Raw genomic sequence first — 24,903 nt, 5'->3', positions numbered from 1 at the left:
GATGAGGCGTCAGGCCGGACGGAGGCGGAAATTGTCACCCCGGTGAGTAGCCGCATCGAACAGGGCGGCGAACACTATCCAGCTCATGCACCCCCGTCCCGCACGCCCGCAGTCCCCCACGGCCGGCAGGTCCGCACGACTCAGTACGCAGTACGTCCCCCCACACAACTGGTACCGCACCCTGAGACGAGTTGGAGCGCACATGCCCCAGCACGTACGACCGTCCTTGTCCGCCGCACCGCCCACACCCCCCGTACCACCGGCATCACCCGTCCAGCCCGCCCAGCACGCTCCGGCGCTCCCCCACCGCATCGTCTTCCTCGCCCGCCGCGACCTGGGCAACCCCGCCGCCGGCGGTTCCGAACTGCTCGTCGACCGCCTCGCCCAGGGCCTGACCGCGCACGGCCACGAGGTCACCCTGCTGTGCGGCGGCCCCGCGGCCGACCACGGCTACCGCGTGGTGTCCGCGGGCGGCGACGCCGGGCACTTCCTGCGCGCCCCCCGCCGGCTGGCACGCCGCGTCGGCGCCTGCGACCTGCTGGTCGAGGTCTGCAACGGCATGCCGTACCTGGCCCCCCTGTGGCACCGCGGCCCGACGCTGTGCCTGGTCAACCACGTCCACACGGACCTGTGGGGCCTGCGCTACCCGGCGCCCGCCGCCCGGCTCGGCCGCCGTCTGGAGCACTGGGCGCTGGCCGGCACCCACCGCGGCAACCTCATGGTCGCGGTGTCCGGCTCGACCGCCGCCGCGCTGCGCGGGCTCGGCGTGCCGCGGGACCGCATCCGGCTGGTGCACAACGGCGTGGCCGAGCCGGGGCCGCTGCTCCCGGAGTCGCCCGAGCCGCTGTTCCTCGCCATGGGCCGGCTGGTCGAGTACAAGCGCGTCGACCTGCTGCTGCGCCTGTGGGAGCGGGTACGGCCGGTCACCGGCGGCCGGCTGGTGATCGTCGGGGACGGCCCGGAGCGCGCCCGCCTGACCGCCATGGCCGGCCCGGACGTGCACTTCACCGGCCGGATCAGCGAACAGGACAAGCACGAACTGCTCTGCCGCGCCTGGCTGCTGCTGCACCCGTCGCTGGTCGAGGGCTGGGGCCTGGTGGTCATGGAGGCCGCCGCCCGGCACACCCCGACGGTCGGGTTCGACATCCCCGGCCTGCGCGACTCGGTGGACGACGGGACGACCGGCCTGCTGGCCCGCGGCGAGAGCTCCTTCGCCGCGCACTGGTGCACGCTCGCGCTCAGCCACCCGCGCCGGGCGGCCCTGGGCGCCGCCGCCGCACGGCGGGCCGCCCGGTTCCGCTGGAGCGCCACGGTCCACAGCTTCCGGGCGGTGGCCGCGGAATCGTACGCCCGGGCCCGCCTCGACCTCCCCGCCGGGCGGTGATGCTGAGGTGCGGGACCCCTCCCTGCGCAGATCACTCACCCTCTTCCGCGCCTTCCTGCGCGAACAGCACGACCCGGAGTGCTGTTACGGCCTGCTCGCGCGGGACGCCGCCGACCAGATCGAGCGGTACGAGCCCCTCGCGGGCCGTGTCGTCGCGGACGTCGGCGGCGGCAGCGGGCACTTCACCGAGGAGTTCCGGCGCCGCGGCGCGCACGGCTTCCTCTTCGAGCCCGACCCGCGCGAGCTGGCCGCCCGCGGCCGTACACCGAGGGGCGCGGTGCTCGCCGACGGGTATCTCCTCCCGCTCGCCGACGGCACCGCCGACGTGTGCTTCTCCTCCAACGTCCTGGAGCACGTGGCGGACCCGCAGACCTTCCTCAGCGAGCTGGTACGGATCACCCGGCCCGGCGGCCTGATCTACCTGTCGTTCACGAACTGGCTCTCCCCGTGGGGCGGGCACGAGACGGCGCCCTTCCACTACCTGGGCGCCGGGCGGGCCCGCGCGCTCTACCGGTGGCGCACCGGCCGGGCCGCCAAGCACACCGTCGGCGAGAACCTCTTCCCGCTGCACGTCGGTCCGACGCTGCGGCGGATCCGGTCCCGCGACGACGTACGGATCGTGACGGTCCGCTCCCGGTACGCGCCGTTCCTCGCCGAAACGATCCCGCGCCTGCCGGGCGTACGCGAAGTAGCCACCTGGAACCTCCTCCTCATCCTGCGGCGGTTGCCATGACCCAGACGCTCGTGTCCAGCTCACCGGGTTCCCCGGACGCCGGCGGCACCCCGGCGTCCGCGCCGGGCGCGCCACCGCCCGGCCCGCCCCGGTCCCGGCGCTGGCTCCTGGCGTTCTGGGCCGTCGCCTTCGTGCTCTTCCTGGTGCCGTCCTTCGGGCGGATGACCTTCGAGACCAAGCTGGGCGTGACCACCGACCCCTGGCGGTTCCTGAGCGACCTCGGGCAGCTGTGGCACGACCGGGCCGGCTTCGGCGGCATCACGGACCAGTACGTCGGCTACGCGTTTCCGTCCCTGCCGTACTACGCCCTGGCGGACCTGGTGCACCTGCCGGTGTGGCTCGCCGAGCGGCTGTGGATGTCGCTGATCGTCACCACCGCCTTCTGGGGCGCGCTGCGGCTGGCCGAGCGGCTGCGCGTCGGCTCCCCGCCCGCCCGGCTGCTCGCCGCCGCCGCGTACGCGCTGTGGCCGACCTTCACCATGCTCATCGGCTCCACGTCCGCCGCGGCCCTGCCCGGCGCGCTGCTCCCGTGGGTGCTGCTGCCGCTGACAAGCCACCACGCCCCGGCCCGCCTGGCCGCCACCCGGTCCGCGCTGCTCATCCCGTTCATGGGCGGCGTCAACGCGGCCTCCACCCTGGCCTCGCTGCTGCCCGCCCTGCTGTACGTGCTCTCGCGCACCGGCCCCCGGCGCAGATCACTGCTGGTGTGGTGGGTTCCGGGCGTCGTCCTGGCGACCGCGTGGTGGGCGGTGCCGCTGCTGCTGCTCGGGGTGTACGGCGAGAACTTCATGCCGTACATCGAGCAGGCGGACACCACGACCGGCACCATGTCGGCGACCGAGCTGCTGCGCGGCGCCGGCAACTGGGTCGGCTACCTGAACTTCGGCGAACCGTGGCTGCCGGCCGGCTGGACCATGGCGGCCGGGGCCGGGGCGATCTTCGGGACGGCGCTGGCCGCCGCGCTGGGCCTGGCCGGGCTGGCCCGCCGGGACGTGCCGGAGCGGCGCTGGCTGCTGCTGACCGTGCTGGTCGTGGCCGGCATCTGCCTCACGGGGTACGCCGGTTCGCTGGGCGGCCCGTTCCACGGGCTGTGGCAGGACTGGCTGAACGGCTGGCTGCGGCCGTTCCGCAACATCTACAAGTTCCAGCCCGGCCTGGCGCTGGCGCTCGCCTTCGGCCTGGCGCACCTCGTCGGGGTGGCCGGTGAGCGGCGCGGCACCCGGCGCGTGCCGGGGCGCCGGTACGTGCCCCTGGCCGTCGCGCTGCTGACCGTCCCCGCCCTCGCCCTGCCGTACGTCAACGGCACCGTCCTCCAGCCCGGCGCGTTCAAGCAGTTGCCGTCCGCCTGGGAGCGGACCGCCGACTGGCTCAAGAAGAACACGCCCGACAACCGCGCCCTGGTCGTCCCCGCCACCGCGCACGGCATCTACACCTGGGGCTCCCCCATCGACCACCCCCTGGACGTGCTGGCCCGGTCGCGGTGGGCGCAGCGTGACTTCGTGCCGTTCGGCACACCGGGCGTACGGCGCGCGCTGGACGCCGTCGAACAGGCCCTGATGACCGGCTCCGCGGTGCCGGGGCTGCGCGACTTCCTGGGCCGGGCGGGCCTCTACGACATCGTCGTACGCAACGACCTCGACCCGGACCAGATCGGGTACGTACCGACGCAGACCGTCAAACGCACGCTGGAGGCGTCCGGCTACCGTAAGGTGGCCGCGTTCGGGCCGCTGACCACGGACGGGAAGATCGCCCCCGGCACACCCGTGCAGATCCAGGGCCTGTACCCGCGCCAGCGCTCCGTGGAGATCTACGAACCGGTGGGCACCCCGCGGCCCGGCCCGGTCACCGCCCTGCCGGTGGCGGACACGGCGCAGGTGAGCGGGGGGCCGGAGGCGCTGCTCCCGCTGTCCGCCGACCCCTCGCTGCGCCACCGTCCGGCCGTGCTGACCGGCGACAACCACCCGGGCGTCGGCACCCCGCCGCTCCAGCTGACCGGCGACGGGCTGCGCCGTGCCGACACCCGGTTCGGCCTGGTCAACTCCAATACGTCCTACACGTACACGCCCGACGAGCGAAACCACCCGGACAGCGTGCAGGACCCCGGGCGCCCGCCCCGGCAGATCCTGCCGACCCGGGGCATCGCGCACCAGACCACCGGCGTGCTGCGCGGGGCCTCCGCCGTCACCGCCTCCAGCAGCGGCAACTGGCTCTTCCACCTGCCGCAGTACGACCCGGTGCACGCCTTCGACGGCGATCCGGACACCGGCTGGGCGGAAGGCAGCGCGGGCGAACCGGTCGGCCAGTGGCTGCGGATCGGCTTCACCCGGCCCACGTCCGTGCCGTCCGCGATCTCGCTGACGCCGCTGCCCGGCGACGGGATGCGCGCGGCGCCGACCTCCGTACGCGTCCAGACCGACCGGGGCGGCGTGACGAGCCAGCTGCTGACCAACGGCAAGCAGCAGCGGGTCCGGGCACCGGCCGGCACCGCGAAGTGGCTCAAGATCACCATCACCGGGTCGCAGACCCCGCGCGCCGGGCTGTCCGGCGCGGGCTTCGCCGAGGTGTCCATACCGGGCGTGCAGGTCACCCGGATGCTGCAACTCCCGGCGGACGCCGAGAAGTCGACGGCACCGGCAGCGACGTACTCCCTGCACCGCGGCAGCGACCCCGGCGGCCTGTCGCCGGTCTCCGCGGAAACCGGGCTGCACCGGCAGTTCCGGACCGGCACCGGTGGGTCGTACCGGGTCTCCGCACGGGCGGTGGCCGTACCGGGACCGGAACTCGACCGGCTGCTGGACCGGTCGGCCCCCGGGAAGAAGAACCGGATCACCGCCACTGCCGACTCGACCGCCTTCGGCTCCGGTCCCTCGGTCAGCCCCCGCAATCTCGTCGACGGCGACCTGACCACCGCCTGGATCGCCGGTGACCAGCCGACGCTGCGCCTGCGCTGGCCCGGCAAGCGGGCCATCGACCGGATCGTGCTGGCCGCGGCGGGCGGCGTCTCCACCCGCCCCGAACAGATCCTGGTCAACTCGCCCGACGGCGCGGCGACCGCCGGGGTCGACGAGAACGGCTGGGCCCGCTTCGACCCCATCACCACCGACCGTCTCGACATCACCATCAGCAAGGTCAAGGAACTCACCGTCCACAACCCGGTCGCGGGCGAGGCCCTGCAACTTCCGGTCGGGCTGAGCGAGGTGTACGTCCCGGCGCTGGACGACCTGCGGACGCCCCCGCCCTCCGCGGGCGACCGGTTCTCGCTCACCTGCGGCGCGGGCCCGCCGCTCGCCGTGGACGGCGAGCTGCACGCCACCAAGGCGTCCGGTTTCGTCCGCGACCTGACCGAACGACGGCCCGTCACGGTCGAACTGTGCGCGGGCGCGGCCCGCGGCGGGCGGCTGGACCTGCCGTCCGGGCAGCACCGGGTGGAAGCCGGCGACCAGGGACCGCTGGCGCTGACGGACGTCACCCTCACCCGGGGCAGCGCCCCCGCGCCCGCCACCGAACGGCGGACCGTGACGGCCCGTGACTGGGCGGGCGACCGCCGCACCGTCCAGGTGGGCACGGGCGGGGCCGCGTACCTCCAGATGTACGAGAACGCCAACGACGGCTGGCGCGCGACGCTCAACGGGCGCGAACTGTCGCCGGTCCGCCTCGACGGGTGGCAGCAGGGGTTCCTGATCCCGGCGGGCGAGAGCGGCATGGTGCGGCTGACGTACGAGCCGTCCACGACGTACGACCTCGGGCTGTTCGGCGGCGCGCTCGGCATCGTGCTGCTCATCGGCTCCGCACTGGTGCGCCGCGCGCCGCGCACCCCGCCGGAGCCGCAGGCGCCGCCCGCGCCGTCGTGGGTGCTGGGGGTCGCCGTCCTCACGGTGGTGGTGGCGCTGGCCGCCGGGCCGTACGCCGTGATCGTGCCGCTGCTGGCCCTGCTGGCCCGGTTCCGGCCCGGACTGCTCGTCCCGCTCGCGCTGCTGGCCATGGCGGGGGCGGGAATCACGGCGGCCCTCGGCGCGGGCGAGCACCCCGCCGCGGACGACGGGGCGTTCAGCGCCGTGGCGCAGGCGCTGGCCCTGCTGGCGCTGGCGGCGGCGGTGGTGACGGTACCGGCCGCGGTGGCGCGGCGCGGGGCGCATGCGGGGGCGGGGGCCGGGCCGGGGTCGGGAACGGGGTCGGGGTCGGTACCGGACCAGGGGGTGGCTGGGGCCGCGGCGCCGGTGGAGGCGGGGGCTCGGGGGCCGGGGTCGGGGGGTCGTAAGTCGGGTGAGGGGGCTCGTAAGTCGGGGGGCCTGCCGCCGCTGCCGCGACGCCGGCGGCGACGGGCCGCGCCGCCGGGCGGTGCGCCGCCGGGCCCATCGGATTCGACGGATCAGTCGGCTCCAACCGGACCATCGGACTCGACGGGCCCGCTGGGTCCAACGGACTCAACAGGCCCAACGGACCGGAGCGGGGAGGGACCCAACCGATGACCGCACTGCAACCGGCACGGCGGGAACCCGCCGGGGACGGGCCGCCCGGGGCGGTGGGCCGGACCGTACGGCGCATCCCGTTCCCGGTGGTGGACGAGATCACCCGGCACTGCCTCACGGCCGACGAGCCGGAGACCGTGCACATCGAGGTGCACCTGCCCGGAAGGCCGGACCCCGCCCGGCTGCGGGCGGCGTTCCGGGAGGCGCTGTGCCGCCACCCCCGCATCCTGATGCGCCAGGCCCCGCACCGCTGGTGGCGGCGGCGGTACGCGTGGGAGCTGACCGGCGTCCCGGACGTGGACCCGGTCGTCTATCCGCCGCCCGGCCCGGACGCCCTCGACCGGGCCAGGGAACGGGCGTTGGCCGATCTGCCGCCGCTGGACGCCTCACCGCCGGTACGGCTGGAGGTGATCGAGCGGGTGGCGGACGGGAGCGGTGAAGGAGCCGGGGACGACGGCGGGTCCGGAGCCGATGGCGGGCCCGGCGGCACCGGTGGCTCCGGCGGCGGAACGGTCCTGCTCATCACCATCAACCACACCGCCCTGGACGGCCCGGCCTGCCTGCGGGTGCTGGCCACCGCCGCCCAGCTCTACGGCGGCGCCGACAACTCCCCGGCCGCGCCGCCCGTCCGTGCGGCCGGGCCCGGCGCGGGCGGGCCTCCGCAGGACGCACCACCGCCCGGCGGGCGCGGCCTGGTGCGGCCCGTACGGATCGCCGCCGACCGCGGGCCCCGCCCGGCCGCCCGCGGCACCGGCAACGGCATGCTCATCACCGAACTGCCCGTACCGGCCCGCCCGCCCAGGACCGGCGGTCCCGCCGCCTACACCGTCAACGACCAACTCCTAGTCGCCACCTGCCTGATGGTCGCCCGCTGGAACCGCCTCCACGGGCGGCCGAGCGGCCCCGTCGTCATCACCATGCCGGTGGACGACCGCCCCCGCGGCACGGACATGCCCATCGGCAACGGCACCCGGCTGGTCTCCGTCGGCTTCGGGGCGACCGAGCGACAGGACGCCGCGCTGCTCACCGCCGAGCCGCCCGACCCGGCGGCGGTCGCCCGGCTGCTACGGGCCACCGCCGCCCGCACCCGGTCGCTGAAGTCCGCCCCGGGATCACAACTCGGCCTGGGCGCCTCTCTGTTGACCGCGCCGGTGCTGCCGGCCGGGTTGCGTGGCGCCGTCACGCGTGCGCTGCGTACGGCCGCCGCTCCGCTGGCCTCCACCACCCTGCTGTCCAACATCGGCCGCATCCCGTATCCCCTCGACTTCGGTGACGCGGGGCGGCCCACCGCCGTGTGGTTCTCGGCCCCGGCCCGGATGCCGCGCGGCCTGACCGTCACCACCGTCTCCGTCGGCGGGCGCATCCAGCTCGCGCTGCGCTGGTCGCACGCCCTCCTCGACGACACGGCCGGTGCCCGTCTGGGCACCCTCTTCGCCCAGTCCCTCGCGGCCACCTCCTGGACACCGGAGACCGAAGGAGACGTACCGTGACCCGGCCGCCGGCCACCGCCGCGGCGGACCGCGCGCCGCGCCCCGCCGCGCCGCCTCCCCCGGGCGGCCTGCGGGAGTTCTACGAGAACCCCGCCGTGCCCGTCGCCTCCGGTGCCGACCGCAGCCGGCGCCAGGCGCTGATGCTGGCCCGCGCCCTGGGTCCGGCACGCCCCGGCGCGCCCGCGGCCACCGTCCTGGACATCGGCTGCGGCGACGGGAGCGCCGCGGCCACCGCGGCCGCCGTGCTGCCCGGTCACCGCATCGTCGGCGTCGACTGGTCGCAGGACGCGCTGCGCCGTGCGGCGGCCCGCATCCCGTACGTCGTACGCGGTGAACTGGGCGGTGGCGGGCTGCCGTTCGCGGACGCCACCGCCGACGCCGTCCTCTTCAGCGAGGTCGTCGAGCACCTCGTCGACCCCGACGCGGCCCTCGACGAACTGCGCCGGGTGCTGCGCCCCGGCGGTCATCTGATGCTCTCCACCCCCAATCTCGCCGCCTGGTACAACCGCGGACTCCTGCTCGCAGGGGTCCAGCCCGTCTTCTCGGAGGTGAGCATGCGAGCCGTACACGGTCGGCCCGGCACTCAGGTCGTCGGCCACCTGCGCCTCTACACCGCCCGCGCCCTGCGCGGCTTCCTGACGGCCTGCGGCTTCGAGGTCGTACGGATCGCGGGCGCGCCGTACCACGACGTGCCGCGTCCGCTGCGGCCCCTGGACCGCGCCGCCTGTCGCCTGCCGTCGTTGGCCTCCATCCTGCTCGTCCATGCCCGCCGGAGAAGGGAGTAGGGCGGTGCTGTGGTGGGGCGTGGCGTCCGCGCTGCTCGCCAACGTCCTGTACAGCACCGGGTTCGTGCTGGAGAAGCGCGCCCTGTCCGCGCTGCCCGCGCTCAGCACCCGGCAGCCCGCCCGGCTCGTCCGCCATCTGCTGGGCAGCCCGCTGTGGCTCGGCGGTTCGCTGGCCCTCGCCGCCGGTTTCGCCGCCCAGCTCGCGGTCTACCGCACCCTCCCCATCGCCGCCGCGCAGGGCATCTTCGTCTCCGGTCTGGTCCTGCTCCTGCTCCTGTCCTCCGTCTTCCTGGGCGAGCGCACCAGCGGCCGGGAGCGCCGGAGCATCCTGGCGATCCTGCTCGCCCTGGGCATGGTGGTCGGTTCGCTCCAGGGCAACGGCGCGAGCACCGTCACCCGCACCGCCCCCACCGGCACCCTGCTCGCCATCGCGCTGCCCTCGCTGGCCGCCGGGCTGTGGCTGTACGGCGCCGCCGAGCAGCGCGCCAAGCGCCGCCACCGCCAGCCGTCCTCGGGCGTCCCCTACGGTGTGGCCGTCGGCCTGCTCTACGGCGTCAGCTCGCTCGCCGTCAAGGGCGTCTCCGGTCTGCTGGACGCGCACGATCCGGCGGGCGCCGTCCGTGCCCTGTTCACCTCCCCGTATCCGTATCTGCTGCTCTTCACCGGCGCGGTCGGTCTGGTGCTGTCCCAGACCGCGCTCCAGCGCTGCCGTGCCTCCCTGATCGTTCCCGTCTGCACCACCGTCACCTGCATGTACACCGCGGTCTGCGGCACGGTCGCCTTCGGCGAGCCGCTGCCCGCCGACCCCGTACGCCTCGCCCTGCGCCTGGGCGGTACCGCGGTCGCCGTGCTCGTCCTGCTCACCCTGCCCCGCCAGGACGCCGGTGCCCCGGACCCGGCCGCGGAACGGGACCGGGCAACGGAGCCGGAGCCCGCCGCCCCCTCCCAAGGAGCCGACCCGTGAAACCCGACGACCCGCTGCTGAAGATCCTCGTCTGCCCGATCGACAAGGGTCCGCTGCTCCTGCTCCAGCCGGACGACGTGCTCTACAACCCGCGGCTGCGCCGCCGCTATCCGATCGTGGACGACATCCCCCAGCTCCTCCCCTCCTCCGGTGAACAGGTCACCGAAACCGAACACGAAGCCATCCTGCGCCGGCTGCCCCCGGACGAACGCCCACCCGACGAGCCCCGATAGGACCCGCCCGCCCGCACCGTCCGCGACCATGTCCATCATGAACCCCACCACTGACAACGGACCTTCCGGCGGCCCCGGCGACGGGCCTCCCGGCCCCGGTGGGCCCGCCGACGGCCGGCGCGCCTTCCAGCTCGTCCTGCTGCGCCGGATGGCCGACCACCAGCCCGGCCTGGTCGAGGACGCGCTGCGCACGCTCGGCGCCTCGCGCGCCGACCTGCGCGAGGCCAACCGCCGCTGGCAGGCATGGGCCCACTCGCCGCGGTCGCGCGGCGCGGTCCAGCGCTACCGCACGCTGCTCGGCCGGCCCGAATCCGTCACCGCCCGCCGCATCGGCGATCTGACCTGCGAGGCGCTGACCTGGCCCGTACCGCTCTGGCCCGACCTGCGCTTCGAGGTGCTCACCGGCCCGCAGGGCACCGCGTGGAACGCCTGGCTCGTCCGGGCGCCGGGCGCCCCCGGCCCCACGCTGCGTACGACCGACGACCTGGTGCCCTGGTCCTGCACGGTCGACGAGGTGGCCCGCGCCTTCGCCCCGGCCCGGCCCATGGAAGGCACCGCCCCCACCCGCTGGCGGCTCGCCTTCACGGCGCCCGACGCGCGCGGCGAACGCCGGGACATCGTCGCGGAGTTCACCTGGGGGCTCCTACAGCGCACCGTCGAGTGAGGCCCGCAGGCACACGGCGGTGGCCGAGCCGCGCGCTGCCACCAGGTCACGCGGCGTCCCGGCGAACACGATCTCGCCGCCGCGCCGGCCGCCGCCGGGCCCCAGGTCGACCACCCAGTCCGCCCGCTTCACCACATCGAGGTCGTGCTCGATCACCAGGACGGTGTTGCCGCCGTCCACCAGCCGGTCCAGCAGGTCCAGCAGCCCGTCCACATCGGTCATGTGCAGCCCGGCCGTCGGCTCGTCGAGCACGTACACGCTCCCCGTACGGTGCAGCCGGGTGGCCAGTTTGAGGCGCTGCCGCTCGCCACCGGACAGGGTGGACACCGACTGCCCCAGCGTCAGGTACCCGAGCCCGACCTCGACGAGCGCCGTCAGCTTCCGCACGATCCCGGCGGCCTCGTCGGTGCCGGCCCGCCCGGCACCGGCCACAGCCGGTCCGCCGCCTGCGAAGAACGCCACCGCCTCCTCCCCCGTCATCTCCAGCACGTCCGCCACCGACCTGCCCCCGAAGGTCAGCCCGAGCACCTCGTCCTTGAAGCGCCGCCCCCGGCACGCCTCGCAGGTGGTGGTCACCGGGTCCAGATACGCCAGGTCCGTGGTGATCTCCCCGCGCCCCCGGCACACCGCGCACGCCCCCGCCGCGTTGAAGCTGAACAGTCCCGCCGGCACCCCGTTCGCCCGCGCGAACAGCGTGCGCACCGCGTCCATCACCCCGAGGTACGTGGCCGGTGTGGACCGCGCGGACACCCCGATCCCGGACTGGTCGACCACCACCGCCTCCGGGTGCGCGCCCACGAACGCCTCGGACACCAGCGTGCTCTTCCCGGACCCCGCCACGCCCGTGACCACCGTGAGCACCCCGGTCGGCACGGAAAAGTCCACGCCCTTGAGGTTGTGCAGCGTCACGTCCCGTACGGTCAGCCAGCCACCCGGCGTACGGACGCGCTCCTTCACGCCGGTCACCCGACGCAGCCCGCGCCCGGTGGGTGTGCCGGCCGCCGCCAGCCCGCGTACCGTCCCCTCGAAGACCACCTCGCCGCCCCGCGCCCCGGCCCCCGGGCCCATGTCCACCACATGGTCCGCGACGGCGATGACGTCCCGGTCGTGTTCGACGACGAGCACCGTGTTGCCCTTGTCCCGCAGGCGCACCAGGAGGTCGTTGAGCCGGCGCACGTCGCTGGGGTGCAGCCCGGTGCTCGGCTCGTCGAAGATGTACGTCATGCCCGTCAGGCTGCTGCCCAGGTGGCGCACCGTCTTCAGCCGCTGCCCCTCGCCGCCGGACAGCGTGGCGGTCGGCCGGTCCAGGCTCAGGTAGCCGAGGCCGATGTCCGTCAGCCGGTCCAGCGCGGTGACGGCCCGCGCCGCGATGGCCGCGCCCACCGGCTCCTCGGCCGGGTCGATGCCCCGCAGCACCGCGCTCAGCTCGGCGACCTCCAGGGCCGCCAGCTCGGCGATCGACCGCCCGGCGACCCGCGACTTCAGCGCCGCCGCGGTCAGCCGGGCCCCCTGGCACTGCGGGCAGGTCCCCTCCCGTACGAAGCCGCGCACCATCTCCCTGCTCTTCTCGGGGAGCGCCGACAGGCCCCGCTTCACATACCGCCGGTCGAAGTTCTCGACCAGTCCCTCGTACGTGTTGTTGTAGGCGCGCTCGCCGCGCTTGACCTTGAAGCCCTTGCCGTACAGCAGCAGGTCCCACTCCTCGGGCCCGTACCGGTCCAGCGGCTTGTCCGGGTCGAAGAGGCCGGAGGTGGCGTAGATCTGCCAGCCCGCGGTGCCGACGGCGAGCGGCGGGAAGCGGATCGCGCCGTCGTTGAGCGAGCGGCCGGTGTCCAGGAAGCGGTCCAGGTCGATGCTGGTGGTGCGGCCCAGCCCGGCACACTCGGGACACATCCCGGCGGGGTCGTTGAAGGAGTACGCGGTGGCCTCGCCGGCGGACGGGACGCCGCAGCGCGAGAACAGCACCCGCAGGACCGCGTAGATGTCGGTCAGCGTGCCGACGGTGGAGCGGGCGCCTCCCCCGACGGGCCGCTGGTCCACGACGATCGCCGGGGCGAGTCGCTCGATGGTGTCCGCCTTGGGCCGTTCGTGTTTGGGCAGCTGGTTGCGTACGTACCAGGTGAAGGTCTCGTTGAGCTGGCGCTGCGACTCCACCGCCACGGTGTCGAGCACCAGCGAGGACTTGCCCGAGCCGGACACGCCCGTGAAGACGGTGATGCGCCCCTTGGGAATCCTGAGATCCACGTCCTTGAGGTTGTGCTCGCGCGCCCCGGTGACGGTGATGCAGTCGATGCCGGTGTCCCCGTCCGTGACGGTGGCGCGGGCGGTGGCGCGGTCACGGTCGGTGATCCTGTCGCGGTCGGTGGCGCGGTCGCGGTCGGCCCTGGTGCGGTGGGCGTGCTGTGCTCCCATACGGGCCACGCTAGGCACCAATTAGGTCAGAACATGGCCGCCTTCTGCGGCACCCTGGAGCCCATGAGCGACACCCCGGCCCGCCTCCTCCAGCTCCTCACGCTGCTCCAGACCGGCCGCGAGCGGACCGGCGCCGAGCTGGCCGAACGGCTGGGCGTCAGCCCGCGCACGGTCCGCCGCGACATCGAGCGGCTGCGCGGCCTCGGCTACCCCGTCGCCGCGGCCCTCGGCGCCATCGGCGGCTACCGCCTCGCCTCCGGCACCGCCATGCCGCCGCTCCTCCTGGACGACGAGGAGGCCGTCGCCATCGCGGTGGGCCTGCACACCGCGGCGGGCGGCACGGTCGCCGACGTGGCGGAGACCTCCGTACGCGCCCTGGCCAAGCTGGAGCAGGTGCTGCCCGCGCGGCTGCGGGACCGCGTCACCGCACTTCAGGAGGCCACCGTCCCGCTCTACGGCCTGCTCACCGGCGGCGGTGACGCCCCGGTCACCGACCCCGCCGTGCTGACCTCCCTGGCCACCGCGTGCCGCCGCCGCGAGCGGGTCCGCTTCGCGTACGCCGCGGCCGACGGCGCCGCGAGCCAGCGGCACGCCGAGCCGTACCGCCTGGTCAGCGCGGACCACCGGTGGTACCTGGTCGCGTACGACCTGGACCGCGCGGACTGGCGCACGTTCCGGATCGACCGGATCACCGGGACCCGGCCCACCGGCGCCCGCTGCGCACCGGACCGCCGACCGCCCGCCCCGGACGCCGCCGCGTTCGTCGCCGAGTCCATCACCAGCCACCGTGCCCGGCACCGCGCGCTGGTCACCCTGCACACCGGCATCGAGGACGCCGCCCGCCGCCTCCCCGCCGGCACCGGCCTCCTGGAACCGCTCACCCCCGGCTCCTGCCTGCTGCGTACGGGAGGTGACGCGCTGGACTGGCTCGCGTACCGGCTGGGCTTCCTCGGCGTCCCCTTCGAGGTGCACGAACCTCCCGAGCTGATCGCCTACTTGCGCGACCTCGGCACCCGCCTGCTCGACGCCGCCCGCCCACGGGAACCCGACGGCCCGCACGGCTCCCCGGCCCCTCCCGACGCTTCCGGACCACCCGCCCCCACCGCCCCACCAACCCCGTGATCCCGCACGTCCCCCAACCGGACCTTCCCAGCGCGCACCTGACGACCCGTTGGCACACGATGGCTTACGGGTGGCCGCCGGCGGCCACCCGTCCCGTACCGCCGAACGCTCCTCGGGGAGGCACCCGCCATGACCGCCAGCCTGGCCCAGCTGCACCGTTGCTCGGTCGCCGTCGACCTGGGCGAAGCCCGCACCCGGATGTACGTCAAGAACCAGGGCCTGGTGGTGAACCAGCCGACCGTCGCCGCCGTCAACATCCGCACCGGCGCGCTGATCGCCGTCGGGGACCACGCGGAGGTGATGGACGGCCGCACACCGGACCACATCCGCGTGGTGCGCCCGGTCTCCGGCGGCACCGTCGTGGACATCGACATGGCGCAGCGGCTGCTGCGCAACCTGGTGGACGACAAGCTGCGCAAGGCGTGGCGGCGCAGACCCACCATGCGGGCCGCGATCTGCCTGCCGTACGGCAGTGAGCCGCTGGCCCAGCGGGCCGCGGTGGAGACCCTGAACGGGATCGGCGCCCGCCGGGTGGAGATGGTGGACACCCTGGTCGCCGCGGCCGTCGGCTGCGACCTGCCGGTGGAGCACCCGGAAGCCACCATGATCGTGGTGTGCGGCGCGGGGACCACCCAGATCGCGGTGCTCTCGCTCGGTTCGATCGTCGCGGCGGAGACCGTCCCGGTGGGCGGCAACGCCATCGACCACGCCGTCGTGCAGCACCTGAGGCTGCATCACAAGCTGATGCTGCCGGGACAGTCCGTACGGCCGCTGCACCTGATGCTCTCCGACAACGGCGACCTGGCGGCGGGCCCGACCGAGGTGCACGGCCGGGACGTGGTCAGCGGGCTGGCCCGCTCGGTGCTGGTGGAGACCGAGCCGGTGCAGCGCGCCATCGCCTCACCGCTGACCGGCATCCTGGACGGGATCGGCTCGGTACTGCGCCGCTGCCCGCCGGACCTGGTCGCGGACCTGGGCGAACGCGGCATCATGCTCGCGGGCGGCAGCGCGCTGATCCCCGGCCTCCAGTCGATGATCCGGCAGGCCACGACCATGCCGGTGCACATCGCGGACCGGCCGGACACCTGCGCGGTACTGGGGCTGGGCGACATGATCGAGGGCAAGGTGGAGCCGCTGCACCTCGACCCGATGGCCACGTGAGCGGCCCGATGATCACCTGGGCGAGCCGCTGGCGCCGGGCAGTCCGATGACCACCCGGACGATCCGGCAGCGGCCCGCGGGAGCGCGTACGGGGCACACCCTTCGGGCGCGCCCCGCCGCCGCTCACAGCGTCCGGGTGTTCCAGCCCACCACCGCGGGCCGTCCGTGCTCCTCGCCGAGCACGCCCACCGTGCCCGTCTCGAAGGTGAACAGCGCGCCCGCCGACGGCGGCAGCCCCAGCCGGCGGGCCGCCAGCACGCGCAGGAAATGCCCGTGCCCGACGAGTGCCACATCGCCGTCGGCCGTGCGCAGCTCCTCCTCGACGCGGCGCAGCACCCGGTCGGCGCGCGCCCCGACCTGCTCGGGCGACTCGCCAGGGTGCTCGGGCGGCCCGGCCGCCACACCGTCGGTGAACAGGAACCAGTCGGGCCGGGTCCGGTGGATCTCGTCGGTGGGGATGCCCTCGTAGCCGCCGTAGTCCCACTCGGTCAGGTCGGCGTCGATCCGGACGTCCGGCAGTCCGGCCAGCTCGGCGGTGTCACGGGCCCGCCGCAGCGGGCTGGTGACCACCGCCCCGATCTTCCGGGCCGCGAGGACCGGCCGCAGGGAGCGGGCCTGCTCCTCGCCGCGGGTGGTGAGCGGCAGGTCGGTCCAGCTGGTGTGCCGGCCCGTCCTGCTCCACTCCGTCTCGCCGTGGCGGATCAGCAGCAGTTCATTCACCGCCGCCCTGCGCCTCCTGCTGCGCGGGGGCCTGGCCCTGCTGCTCCTGCTTCTGGGCCTCCTCGACGGAGGCGCGGACCTCGTCCATGTCCAGGTTGCGGGCCTGGCCGATGACGTCCTCCAGGGCGGCCTCCGGCAGGGCGCCCGGCTGCGAGAACACCGCGATGTTCTCGCGGACGATCATCAGCGTGGGGATCGACTGGATCTGGAAGGCGGCGGCCAGCTCGGGCTGCGCCTCGGTGTCCACCTTGGCGTACACCAGATCGTCGTTCTTCTCGGACGAGCGCTCGAAGACCGGGCCGAACTGCTTGCACGGACCGCACCACTCGGCCCAGAAATCGATCAGGACGAAATCGTTGCCGGAGACGATCTCGTCGAAGTTGTCCTTGGTGAGCTCTACCGTGCTCATGCGTACTTCCCTGCTTCCGGTTCCGGTCTGTTTGTCCGTCCCGCTGCGGTAACGGGTTCATCTCATGACCTATTCCGCACGCCGGACCGTCCCGCACCCCTGCCCAGCAAACGCCGTCCTATCCATGCGAATTTTCGCGACCGTCCGGCGGGGTCCGGACGGCCGCGCCGGACAGCACCCGCCACACCCGGTCCCGGGCCAGCGGCAGCCGGGTGAAGCGCACCCCGGTGGCGTCCCGGAGCGCGTTGGCCAGGGCGGGCGCGACCGGATTGAAGGGGCTCTCGCTCATGGACTTCGCGCCCGCCGGGCCGATCGCGTCGGCGGTCGGCGCGAAGCGCACTTCCGTACGGGGCACGTCGGCGAAGGCGGGCAGCCGGTACTCGCGGAACGCCGCGGTACACACCCGGCCGCGCCCGTCCAGCCGTACGTCCTCGAACAGCGCCGCCCCCAGCGCCTGCGCCACCCCGCCCTCGACCTGCCCCCGGCACTGCAGGGGATTGAGCACGGTGCCCGCGTCCGCCACGTGCACACTGCGCAGGATGCGGATCTCGCCGGTGTCCGGATCGACCGCAATGCGGAACCAGTGCGCGTTGAAGGCGACCGTACGCGGCGTACCGGCGAAGTGCCCGAACCCGGTCAGCGGCCCGTCGCCGCCCCCGCGCGCGGCCCGGTCCCGGATCAGCGCGGCCAGGGACCGGGCCGCGCGCACCACCGCCTTGCCCGTCACCACGGTCCCGGCCGAGCCGAAGAGCCCGGTGTCGTGCCCGACCGCGTCGGTATCGGCCTGCCGCACGGTGATGCGGTCTTCGGCGGTGCCCAGCTCGGCGGCGGCGAGCTGGCGGTACGTGGTGGTGCTCCCGCTGCCGGCTTCGGTCGTGCCGACCGCCAATTCGTATGTGCCGTCGGCGGTCAGCGTCATCCGGGCGTCGGCGAAGTGCCCGTATGGCCCACCGGCGGCGATCGACGACAGCGCGCTGCCCTCGCCGACCAGCCAGCCTTCCGGTGCGGCCGGTCCCGCGGCCCCGGACGCCTCGCGCAGTGCCTCCATGCACGCGTCGAGGCCGTAACTCCCGATGCGCAGGTCCGAATCCTCGCCGACCACTGTCACCAAGTCGTCGCCGGGGCGCACCACGCTGCGCTCGCGCAGCAGCAGCGGGTCGATGTCCAGCCGCCGCGCCAGTTCGTCCAGCGCGCTCTCCAGCGCGAAGACGATCTGCCCGATGCCGTACCCGCGGAATGCACCGGCCGGAACGGTGTGGGTGTAGACGGCGTAACCGTCCACCTTCTTGTTCGGGCAGCGGTAGAGGGCCAGAGCGTCACCGCAGCCGCGCAGCAGAACGGCGCGGGCGTGATTGCCGTATGCGCCGGTGTCGGACACCACGTGCAGCTGGAGCGCGGTGAGCGTGCCGTCCCGGCGCGCGCCGGCCTTGATCCGTACGGTGAACGGGTGCCGGGTGGTAGCGCCGGTGAACTGCTCTTCCCGTGTGAACTCCAGCTTCACCGGCCGTCCGGTGCGCAGCGCTGCCAGCGCCACGATGTCCTCGACGAGCATCTCCTGCTTGCCGCCGAAGGCTCCGCCGACCCGGCCCGCGACGACCCGCACCGCCGTGGGCGGCAGATCCAGCAGCGTGCAGAGGGAGCGGCGTACGAGATACGGGACCTGAGTGCTGGTCCGGACGACCAGCCGTCGGCCCGGACGGTCACTTCGCTCGCCGCCCTCGCCGCTCTCGGCGTCGGCTGCACCCGCGACCGGCTCGAAGAAGGCGAGCGCGCCGTGCGTCTCCAGGCTCGCCTGCTGGGCCCGCTGCGTACGGAACGTCTCCTCGTACACCACATCGGCCGCGGCGAAACCCCGCTCCACGTCACCGGCCTCCCCATGCACCTCACCCGCCACGTTCGCCCCAGGCCGCGCGATCCCGGCCCACTCCCCCTTGTCGTGCACGACCGGGGCGCCCGGCCGCATCGCCTGCTCGGGGTCCAGGACCGCGGGCAGTACCTCGTACGTCACCACGACGCGGCGGCAGCCCTCCTCCGCCGCCGCCTCGCTGTCCGCGACCACCGCGGCCACCCGCTGGCCCACGTGGCGGACCGTGTCGTCCAGGAGACGGGTGTCGTACGGGTCGTCCTCCGGATGCTCGTGCTGAGCGGTCGAGAAGTACCGGCCGGGTGCGTCGCGGTGGGTGAAAACCGCGTACACACCCGGCACCCGCAGCGCGGCACCGGTGTCGATGGCGGTGATCCGGGCGTGGGCGTGCGGCGAGCGCAGCAGCTTCATGTGCAGCAGGCCGGGGAAGGCGCCGGTGTCGAGGTCGAAGGTGTAGCGGGCCGCGCCGGTGACCACGTCCTCGGCACCGGGCGCGGGGACGTTACGGCCGACCCCGCGGCCCGCCACCGGGTCCTCGGTGTGCCGGACGCCCCGTACGGCGTCCTCGATGGCCCGGTAGCCGGTGCAGCGGCACAGGTTCCCCTTGAACGCACGCGGCAGATCGGCGCGCAGGCCGTCGTCCAGCGCCGCGGTGGTCATCAAGAAGCCCGCGGTGCAGAACCCGCACTGAAATGCCTGCGCCTCCAGGAACTGCCGCTGCACCGGATGCAGTTGCCCGCTCACCGGGTCCGCCAGCCCCTCCACGGTGGTGACCGAACGCCCCTCGGCCCGTACGGCCGGATACACACAGCTGTGCACCGGAACACCGTTCACGTGCACCGTGCACGCCCCGCAATCCCCGGCATCGCACCCCTTCTTGACGCCGAACCAACCGCGCTCCCGCAGGTAGGTGCGCAGACACTGGCCGGGACGGGGCACGGCATCGGTGACGGTCCCGTTGATCTCGGTACGGTACGGAGGAAGGGGCTGTCGTACGGGTGGGGGCGGGGGCGACGACGGGGGCGGGGCAGGCGCCTCGGCGAACGGTTGCCGCGACGGCGGCGGTGACGCGTGCAGGTGCCATTGCAACTCCCCTCTGATCTCCTCCCCCATCCGATACGTCATGTGCCGCCGCCACTCCGGCAGCCCGTGGACATCGTCGAACCAGCCACTGTCCGGCACCGCCCGTCCGATCGCCGCCCGCAGCGCGCGGGCGTCCGGCAGAGCGCGGAACCGCAGCCGGACCGGCCGTACGGTGGAGGCGGTGATCGTCAGGGTGAACGCGCCGTCCACCGGGTCGAGCGTCCCGATCACCAGCGCGGCCGAGCGCCCGAGCCCGTACAGCGACGTCTGCCGGAACGCCGTACGACGGTCCAGCGCGCGAGACGGCAGCGTGACCGAGCGCAGCAGCTCACCCTCCCTCAGGGCAGTGCGCCCGGCGCCGGTGACAAGGTCGACGACCGGCAGCCGCCGGGCGGCCCCGTCCGGCGCCAGCAGCAGGCAACTGCCGTCTAGCGCCGCCGTGAGGGCGATCAGCGGTCCGGCGGGCAGCGCCAGACAGAGGTTCCCGCCGACGGTGGCCGTGTGCCAGATCTTGAACGAGGCCAGGAAGGCGCGGCAGCACTGCTCGAAGAGCGGCCCCGCCGGCCGCCCCAGGCCCTGTCCGAACCGGGACACCTCGGCGACGGTGCACGTCGCCGCGATCTCCAGCGCCCCGTCCGGCAGCCACCGCAGCGGCTCCCAGCCCATCCGGCCGAGGTCCAGCAGCCGCCGCAGCCCGGGCTGCGGCACGGAGAAGAGATACGTGCCGCCGCCGAGCCAGGCGTCGCCCGGCCGCCGTTCCAAACGTCCCCGGGCGTCCCGGACCTCCCGCACCGTATTCAGGTCCATGGACCGAGTGAAGCAAGCGCGGCCCCCGGGCAGCCGTCGCAACGCACGGAAACCGGCCTCGTTCCACCACGCCCCGCAGCCCGTCACCGCAACCTCCTGCACCTGGCAAGAGCGCGACTACACACCCGTTGCCCTGGCATTTACGATGCGATTCCGCACTCTCACCTGGCGAGTGCGCACGGCCAAGCCCCGGGCCCGGCGCCCGGACGGTACGAGGAGCACGTCCCATGCCGCACACCACCCCGCCGACGCCCGGGAAGGGCTCCGCCCCCGCCGGCCTCGCACGGCTGCTGGCCGCCGTACCCGCCGACGTACGTGCCGTCTTCAGCGCCCGCGCCCTGCGCCCGCTCCTCCCCGAACACGACCGGACCGGAACCCTGCTGCACACCCTGGAAACGTTCCTGCACCACGACGCCTCCTGGTCCCGCACCGCCGCCGCCCTCCACCTCCACGTCAACACCGTCCGCTACCGCATCCAGCGCATCGAACACCTCACCGGCCGCGACCTCACCCGCCTCCCCCACCGCCTCGACCTGCACGCGGCCCTGCTGTGCCGGGCGGGGGCGGCGGACGGTGGCGGGTAAGCGCGGATACACGCGGGGGAGTACGGCGCACACGAGAAGGGCGGGACGGCAACCGCCGTCCCGCCCGCCCGATTCCGGCGTACCGCCCGGATCAGATGTGCAGCAGGTACACGTACTTGCCGCCCGCGCCCGCGTTCAGGTCCTTGTCGTAGCGCTCCCAGGGCTTCGGGGGCTGGTAGTCGCGCTGGTCGGTGAGGGCGACGTCCAGCGCGCTGATCGGCGAGCCCTGCTCGGTGCTGCGCGTGTAGGCGGCGTAGATGTACTCGCCGCCCGCGCCGGCGTTCAGGTCCTTGTTGAGCTTGCGGTAGTTGGGCGGCGGGTTCTCGCCCTTGGTCAGGAAGATGATGTCGGTGATCGGACCGAAGGCCGCGTTGGGCGCGGCGCGGTTGCTGTCGGTCTCGTACGCGAAGTACAGGTACTGGCCGCCGGAACCGGCGTTCAGGTCCTTGTTGATCTTGGTCCAGCCCTCGGGCTCCTGCTCGTCACCTTCGAGGACCATGAGGTTGATGACCGCCATTGCGTGCGTTCCTTTCCCGTAGGCGTACTGAGAAGAGGCGGGCTCACGCTAAGGCTGTCCCCCACGGGACCACATCGGGCGCAACCGGCCAGCGATGCGTTCGAATCGGCATCCGGTCACGGCCGCGCTGAGCTGCTGACCATATGGTTCACCCGGCAAGCAGTGTCGAACACCCGCGCCGCGCGGCACGTGGCCCCCTGACCGGTTCCGGCGCCGCTCCCCTCTCGCATCACCCTGGCCCCCCATGAGCGCACGGTCGGCGCGAAAGCCACCGCCACGGTCCGGCCGGGGGCGGCAGGGGTGCGGCCGGGGATGGGGCCGGGACGGGGCCGGTGCCGCGCGGCGCTCCGGCGGCCGGACCCCGTCGAGGACGGAACCGAGAGACACGGCCTAGTCTCGGCCGTATGGTGTTCGATTCCGCTCATTTCGATCTCCAGCCCTATGCCGGTTTCGCCATGGACTCCTACGTCCGGCGCACCCATTGCAGCTGGGAGGACGCGGGCTGGCAGTCGTTGCTCGTCCAGCGGTTCCACCACGTCCCGGTGGTCGAGAACCTGGAGCTGCCGGCCGCCGCGGACCTGCACCTGATCCTGCCCGTTGCAGGCCGGGCCGCGATGGAGACCCGTACCGGCGGGCGCTGGCACCGCCACACCTGGACGCCGGGCCGGCTCGAACTGGGCGTTCCCGACCGGCCCGCCCTGCGCCGCTACCGCGGCGACGGGCCGTTGCGCAGCGTGCAGGTCCACCTCCCGCGCGGCACCCTCGAACGCACCGCGGCGCAGCTCGGATGCCACCCGGTGGACTACGAGGCCATGGCGGCCTCCGTGGCCGCCGGGGACCCGCTGCTGGTGGAGACGGTCCGCGCCGTCGGCTCGGCGCAGGAGAGCGGCGACCTGTACGCCGAATCCGCGGCCGCCTTCCTGGCCGTGCACCTGCTCACCCGCCACTCCCGGGCCCCGGGCCGGCCGGCGCCCGCACGGGAGGACACACGCGTCCGCGCGGCGATCGCGCTGATGCGCGACCGGCTGGCCGAGCCGCTCACTCTGGCCGACATCGCGGACGAGGTGCACCTGAGCGTCTTCCACTTCGTCCGCGTATTCCGCCGCGCAACAGGGGAAACGCCGCACCGCTACCTCACCCGCCTGCGCATCGGAGAAGCCGAACGACTGCTGCGGGACACCGACCTGCCGCTCGCCCGGATCGCGCCGCTGTGCGGGTTCGCCGACCCCAGCACCCTGTCGACGGCGTTCCTGCGGCACACCGGCGCCCGCCCCTCGGCGTACCGCAATTCCTGACACCACCACGGCAATCCCGGCCATGGGCACGGACGGTGACCGTTCCTAGGGTTTCGTCCATGCCCGAGAACACGGTTCCGTCCCTGCCCGAAGACACGGTATCGCCCACGTCTGAACACACGGCTTCGCCCACGTCCGAGAATGCGCGGATCGAGCCCTACCCCATCCATATTCCCGACCGCGAACTGACACTCCTCCGGACCCGTCTCGACGCGGTCCGGCTGCCCGAGCCCGAAACGGTGCCGGACGCGTCCCAGGGCATCGAACTCGACCGGCTCAGGACGCTGCTGGCGGCCTGGCGCCGGCACGACTGGCGGGCCACGGAAGACCGCTGGAACGCCATTCCCCACTACCGCGCCCGTCTCGACGGCCTGAACATCGCCTTCTGGCACGTACGCTCGCCCGAGCCGACGGCGCTTCCCCTGGTGCTGACCCACGGCTGGCCGGGCTCCGTCCTCGAATTCGAGAGCATCCTCGGACCGCTCACCGACCCCGTGGCCCACGGCGGTTCCGCCGCCGACGCCTTCCACGTGGTCGTACCGGCGCTGCCGGGATTCGGGTTCAGCGAGCGTCCGCGCGAGCGCGGCTGGCAGCCCGCCCGTACGGCGCGCGCGTGGGCCCAGTTGATGTCCGCGCTCGGCTACGAGCGGTTCGGCGCGCACGGCGGTGACTGGGGCGCGTTCGTCAGCACCGAACTGGCCCGCCAGGTGCCCGAGCGCGTGGCCGGTCTGCATCTGACGATGCCGCTCGCCTCTCCCCTGCCCGAGGACCGGAACGCGCCCACCCCGGCGGAACAACGCATGCTGGAGCGTCGCGACACCCACCTCGCGGACGGCTACGGCTTCGGCATGATCATGGCGACGCGCCCCCAGACGCTCGGCTACGCCCTGCTCGACTCCCCCGCCGGCCTCGCGGCCTGGCTCGGGGAGAAGTTCGCCGCCTACTCCGACACCCGGCCGGGGTCCGGCGGCGGGGTGAGCGTGGCGCAGCAGGTGGAGAACATCGCTTTGTACTGGCTGACCGGAACCGGCGCCTCCAGCTCGCGCTGGTACTGGGAGACCATGCGCTGGGTACCCCGCAGCGCCGAAGAGGAGAACGCCCAGCCGGTCACGACGCCCACCGCCTGCTCCCTGTTCCCGGCCGAACCCTGGCCCACCGCCCGGCGCTGGGCCGAGCGCCGCTACCACGACCTGCGCTTCTGGCACGAGATGGACCGCGGCGGCCACTTCCCCGGCCTGGAACAGCCGAACCTGCTGGTCAGCGAAATCCGAGCCGCGTTCCGGCATGCGCGTCACGGGGCGGGTGATCAGGTGCGGTGATGGCCGGCGGGTATGGGGTGTTGGCCGGCCGTTAGCGGAGCGGCAGCCGCGCGCCGGCGCCCCCGGGCAGAGTGGATGACGTACCGAAGAGAAACATCACCAACTGCCCCGGGGGGAACCCGAAATGAGCTCCACCGCCACCCGCACCGCCCGTCGCCGCACCCTGCGTCTCGCCGCCGCGGCCCTGACCGCGGCCGCCGGCCTCGCCCTGACCGCCTGCTCCGGCTCGGACGCCTCCGGCACGAAGGCCGCAGGCCAGGAAGATGCGGGCCTGGCCGCCGTGGAAGCCGGCGGCACGGACCCCAGCCGTACGGGCTCCTCCGCCGACGCCCAGGGCTCCGACATCAGGGCGGACTCCGGCGCCAGGAGCAGCACCGGAACCGGATCCGGCTCCACAGGCAAGCAGCCGAGCGGTTCGCAGGCCGCGCGCGGCGGCACGGCGGGCTCCGGCGTCCAGCGCTGCCACACCTCCGGCCTCAAGGCGGCCTTCGCCATGGGCGAGGACGCAAGGCCGGACCCCGACGCGAGCGGCGGAACGACCACCAGCATCGTGCTGACCAACACCAGCGGCCGCACCTGCACGATCGGCGGCTTCGCAGGCGTGGACCTCAAGCCGGACGCCGGCGGCCCCAGCTGGTCGCCGGCCCGCTCCTCGGCCCGGCACGGCTCGATCACCCTGGGCCCCGGCGACAGCACCGACTTCACCATCAGCCTGGGCATGGCCAAGGAGAACGAAGAAGGCTCCTGGAAGCCCGCCACGGTCGCCGTCACCCCGCCCGACGAGACCGCCTCCCTGACCCTCAAGTGGCCCTGGGGCCCCCTCATCCACCAGGACGGCGCCACCCACCCCGCCACCTTCGTCAACCCCATCGGCTGACGCCCCACTCC

Annotated in this window: 19 protein-coding genes and 1 pseudogene; 14 read left to right on the top strand and 6 right to left on the bottom strand. The window is 74.0% G+C overall.

Translation table 11 applies throughout. The features are described 5' to 3' along the window. Nucleotides 1–202: 202 nt before the first annotated feature. The 8 genes from ACH4FX_RS33295 (at nucleotide 203) to ACH4FX_RS33260 (ending at nucleotide 10,722) form a co-directional block, all read left to right on the top strand. Entirely contained in the window at nucleotides 203–1,384 is a 1,182-nt protein-coding gene (locus ACH4FX_RS33295) for a glycosyltransferase family 4 protein (RefSeq protein WP_398485165.1), read from the top strand. Between the two features lie 7 nt (nucleotides 1,385–1,391). Further along, nucleotides 1,392–2,117: a class I SAM-dependent methyltransferase gene (locus ACH4FX_RS33290; RefSeq protein WP_398485164.1), complete on the top strand. Its 726-nt coding sequence runs from the start codon at nucleotides 1,392–1,394 to the stop codon at nucleotides 2,115–2,117. Next, nucleotides 2,114–6,586 (top strand): alpha-(1->3)-arabinofuranosyltransferase family protein, encoded by a 4,473-nt coding sequence (locus ACH4FX_RS33285; protein WP_398485163.1) that lies wholly within the window; start codon nucleotides 2,114–2,116, stop codon nucleotides 6,584–6,586. Before ACH4FX_RS33290 ends, ACH4FX_RS33285 begins: the two co-directional genes overlap by 4 nt. Further along, nucleotides 6,583–8,076: a condensation protein gene (locus tag ACH4FX_RS33280; RefSeq protein WP_398485162.1), complete on the top strand. Its 1,494-nt coding sequence runs from the start codon at nucleotides 6,583–6,585 to the stop codon at nucleotides 8,074–8,076. The genes ACH4FX_RS33285 and ACH4FX_RS33280 overlap by 4 nt, the downstream gene beginning before the upstream one ends. Nucleotides 8,077–8,144: 68 nt before the next feature. After that, a complete protein-coding gene (locus ACH4FX_RS33275; protein WP_398485221.1) occupies nucleotides 8,145–8,861 on the top strand; it encodes a class I SAM-dependent methyltransferase in 717 nt (238 codons plus the stop codon). Next, a complete protein-coding gene (locus tag ACH4FX_RS33270) occupies nucleotides 8,839–9,825 on the top strand; it encodes a hypothetical protein (RefSeq protein WP_398485161.1) in 987 nt (328 codons plus the stop codon). Before ACH4FX_RS33275 ends, ACH4FX_RS33270 begins: the two co-directional genes overlap by 23 nt. Then, entirely contained in the window at nucleotides 9,822–10,058 is a 237-nt protein-coding gene (locus ACH4FX_RS33265) for a Trm112 family protein (RefSeq protein WP_398485160.1), read from the top strand. Before ACH4FX_RS33270 ends, ACH4FX_RS33265 begins: the two co-directional genes overlap by 4 nt. A 37-nt stretch (nucleotides 10,059–10,095) precedes the next feature. After that, nucleotides 10,096–10,722 carry a hypothetical protein gene (locus tag ACH4FX_RS33260; protein ID WP_398485159.1) on the top strand — a complete coding sequence of 209 codons (627 nt, stop codon included), beginning with the start codon at nucleotides 10,096–10,098 and terminating at the stop codon, nucleotides 10,720–10,722. On the opposite strand, the gene ACH4FX_RS33255 is transcribed toward ACH4FX_RS33260, so the two are convergent. Next, nucleotides 10,702–13,134: an ATP-binding cassette domain-containing protein gene (locus ACH4FX_RS33255; protein ID WP_398485158.1), complete on the bottom strand. Its 2,433-nt coding sequence runs from the start codon at nucleotides 13,132–13,134 to the stop codon at nucleotides 10,702–10,704. The genes ACH4FX_RS33260 and ACH4FX_RS33255 overlap by 21 nt on opposite strands. 63 nt (nucleotides 13,135–13,197) lie before the next feature. On the opposite strand from ACH4FX_RS33255, the gene ACH4FX_RS33250 reads away from it, so the two are divergent. Both ACH4FX_RS33250 and ACH4FX_RS33245 read left to right on the top strand, forming a co-directional pair. Continuing rightward, nucleotides 13,198–14,256, top strand: a complete 1,059-nt coding sequence (locus ACH4FX_RS33250) for a helix-turn-helix transcriptional regulator (RefSeq protein WP_398485157.1) — start codon at nucleotides 13,198–13,200, stop codon at nucleotides 14,254–14,256. Nucleotides 14,257–14,385: 129 nt separating this feature from the next. After that, entirely contained in the window at nucleotides 14,386–15,417 is a 1,032-nt protein-coding gene (locus tag ACH4FX_RS33245; protein ID WP_398485156.1) for a rod shape-determining protein, read from the top strand. Between the two features lie 123 nt (nucleotides 15,418–15,540). Here ACH4FX_RS33245 and ACH4FX_RS33240 read toward each other — a convergent pair whose 3' ends face one another. The 4 genes and pseudogenes from ACH4FX_RS33240 to ACH4FX_RS33225 form a co-directional block, all read right to left on the bottom strand. Continuing rightward, on the bottom strand, nucleotides 15,541–16,137 hold the full coding sequence (locus ACH4FX_RS33240; RefSeq protein WP_398485155.1) for a histidine phosphatase family protein: 597 nt from the start codon (nucleotides 16,135–16,137) through the stop codon (nucleotides 15,541–15,543). After that, nucleotides 16,130–16,546: a thioredoxin gene (gene trxA, locus ACH4FX_RS33235; RefSeq protein WP_398485154.1), complete on the bottom strand. Its 417-nt coding sequence runs from the start codon at nucleotides 16,544–16,546 to the stop codon at nucleotides 16,130–16,132. The genes ACH4FX_RS33240 and trxA overlap by 8 nt, the downstream gene beginning before the upstream one ends. A gap of 118 nt (nucleotides 16,547–16,664) precedes the next feature. Further along, the gene (locus ACH4FX_RS33230) at nucleotides 16,665–19,373 is read right to left on the bottom strand and encodes a molybdopterin-dependent oxidoreductase (protein WP_398485220.1); all 2,709 of its coding nucleotides are present in this window, start codon (nucleotides 19,371–19,373) and stop codon (nucleotides 16,665–16,667) included. 123 nt (nucleotides 19,374–19,496) lie between these two features. After that, nucleotides 19,497–20,300: pseudogene (locus tag ACH4FX_RS33225) on the bottom strand (FAD binding domain-containing protein); the annotation flags it as partial. A gap of 227 nt (nucleotides 20,301–20,527) precedes the next feature. Here ACH4FX_RS33225 and ACH4FX_RS33220 point away from each other — a divergent pair. Further along, nucleotides 20,528–20,884 (top strand): PucR family transcriptional regulator, encoded by a 357-nt coding sequence (locus ACH4FX_RS33220; RefSeq protein WP_398485153.1) that lies wholly within the window; start codon nucleotides 20,528–20,530, stop codon nucleotides 20,882–20,884. A 91-nt stretch (nucleotides 20,885–20,975) separates the two neighbouring features. On the opposite strand, the gene ACH4FX_RS33215 is transcribed toward ACH4FX_RS33220, so the two are convergent. Beyond that, nucleotides 20,976–21,401 carry a hypothetical protein gene (locus tag ACH4FX_RS33215; protein ID WP_398485152.1) on the bottom strand — a complete coding sequence of 142 codons (426 nt, stop codon included), beginning with the start codon at nucleotides 21,399–21,401 and terminating at the stop codon, nucleotides 20,976–20,978. A gap of 404 nt (nucleotides 21,402–21,805) precedes the next feature. Between ACH4FX_RS33215 and ACH4FX_RS33210 the strand changes: the two genes are divergently transcribed. The 3 genes from ACH4FX_RS33210 to ACH4FX_RS33200 all read left to right on the top strand — a co-directional run bounded on the left by ACH4FX_RS33210 (nucleotide 21,806) and on the right by ACH4FX_RS33200 (nucleotide 24,892). Then, on the top strand, nucleotides 21,806–22,696 hold the full coding sequence (locus ACH4FX_RS33210; protein ID WP_398485151.1) for a helix-turn-helix domain-containing protein: 891 nt from the start codon (nucleotides 21,806–21,808) through the stop codon (nucleotides 22,694–22,696). Nucleotides 22,697–22,755: 59 nt separating this feature from the next. Continuing rightward, on the top strand, nucleotides 22,756–24,015 hold the full coding sequence (locus ACH4FX_RS33205; RefSeq protein WP_398485150.1) for an epoxide hydrolase family protein: 1,260 nt from the start codon (nucleotides 22,756–22,758) through the stop codon (nucleotides 24,013–24,015). A gap of 124 nt (nucleotides 24,016–24,139) precedes the next feature. Continuing rightward, nucleotides 24,140–24,892 carry a DUF4232 domain-containing protein gene (locus ACH4FX_RS33200; protein ID WP_398485149.1) on the top strand — a complete coding sequence of 251 codons (753 nt, stop codon included), beginning with the start codon at nucleotides 24,140–24,142 and terminating at the stop codon, nucleotides 24,890–24,892. The last annotated feature ends 11 nt before the right edge of the window (nucleotides 24,893–24,903 follow it).

Source organism: Streptomyces sp. NPDC018019 (assembly GCF_044327805.1).
Classification (GTDB): domain Bacteria; phylum Actinomycetota; class Actinomycetes; order Streptomycetales; family Streptomycetaceae; genus Streptomyces.
This window is presented reverse-complemented; position numbering and strand designations above follow the sequence as displayed.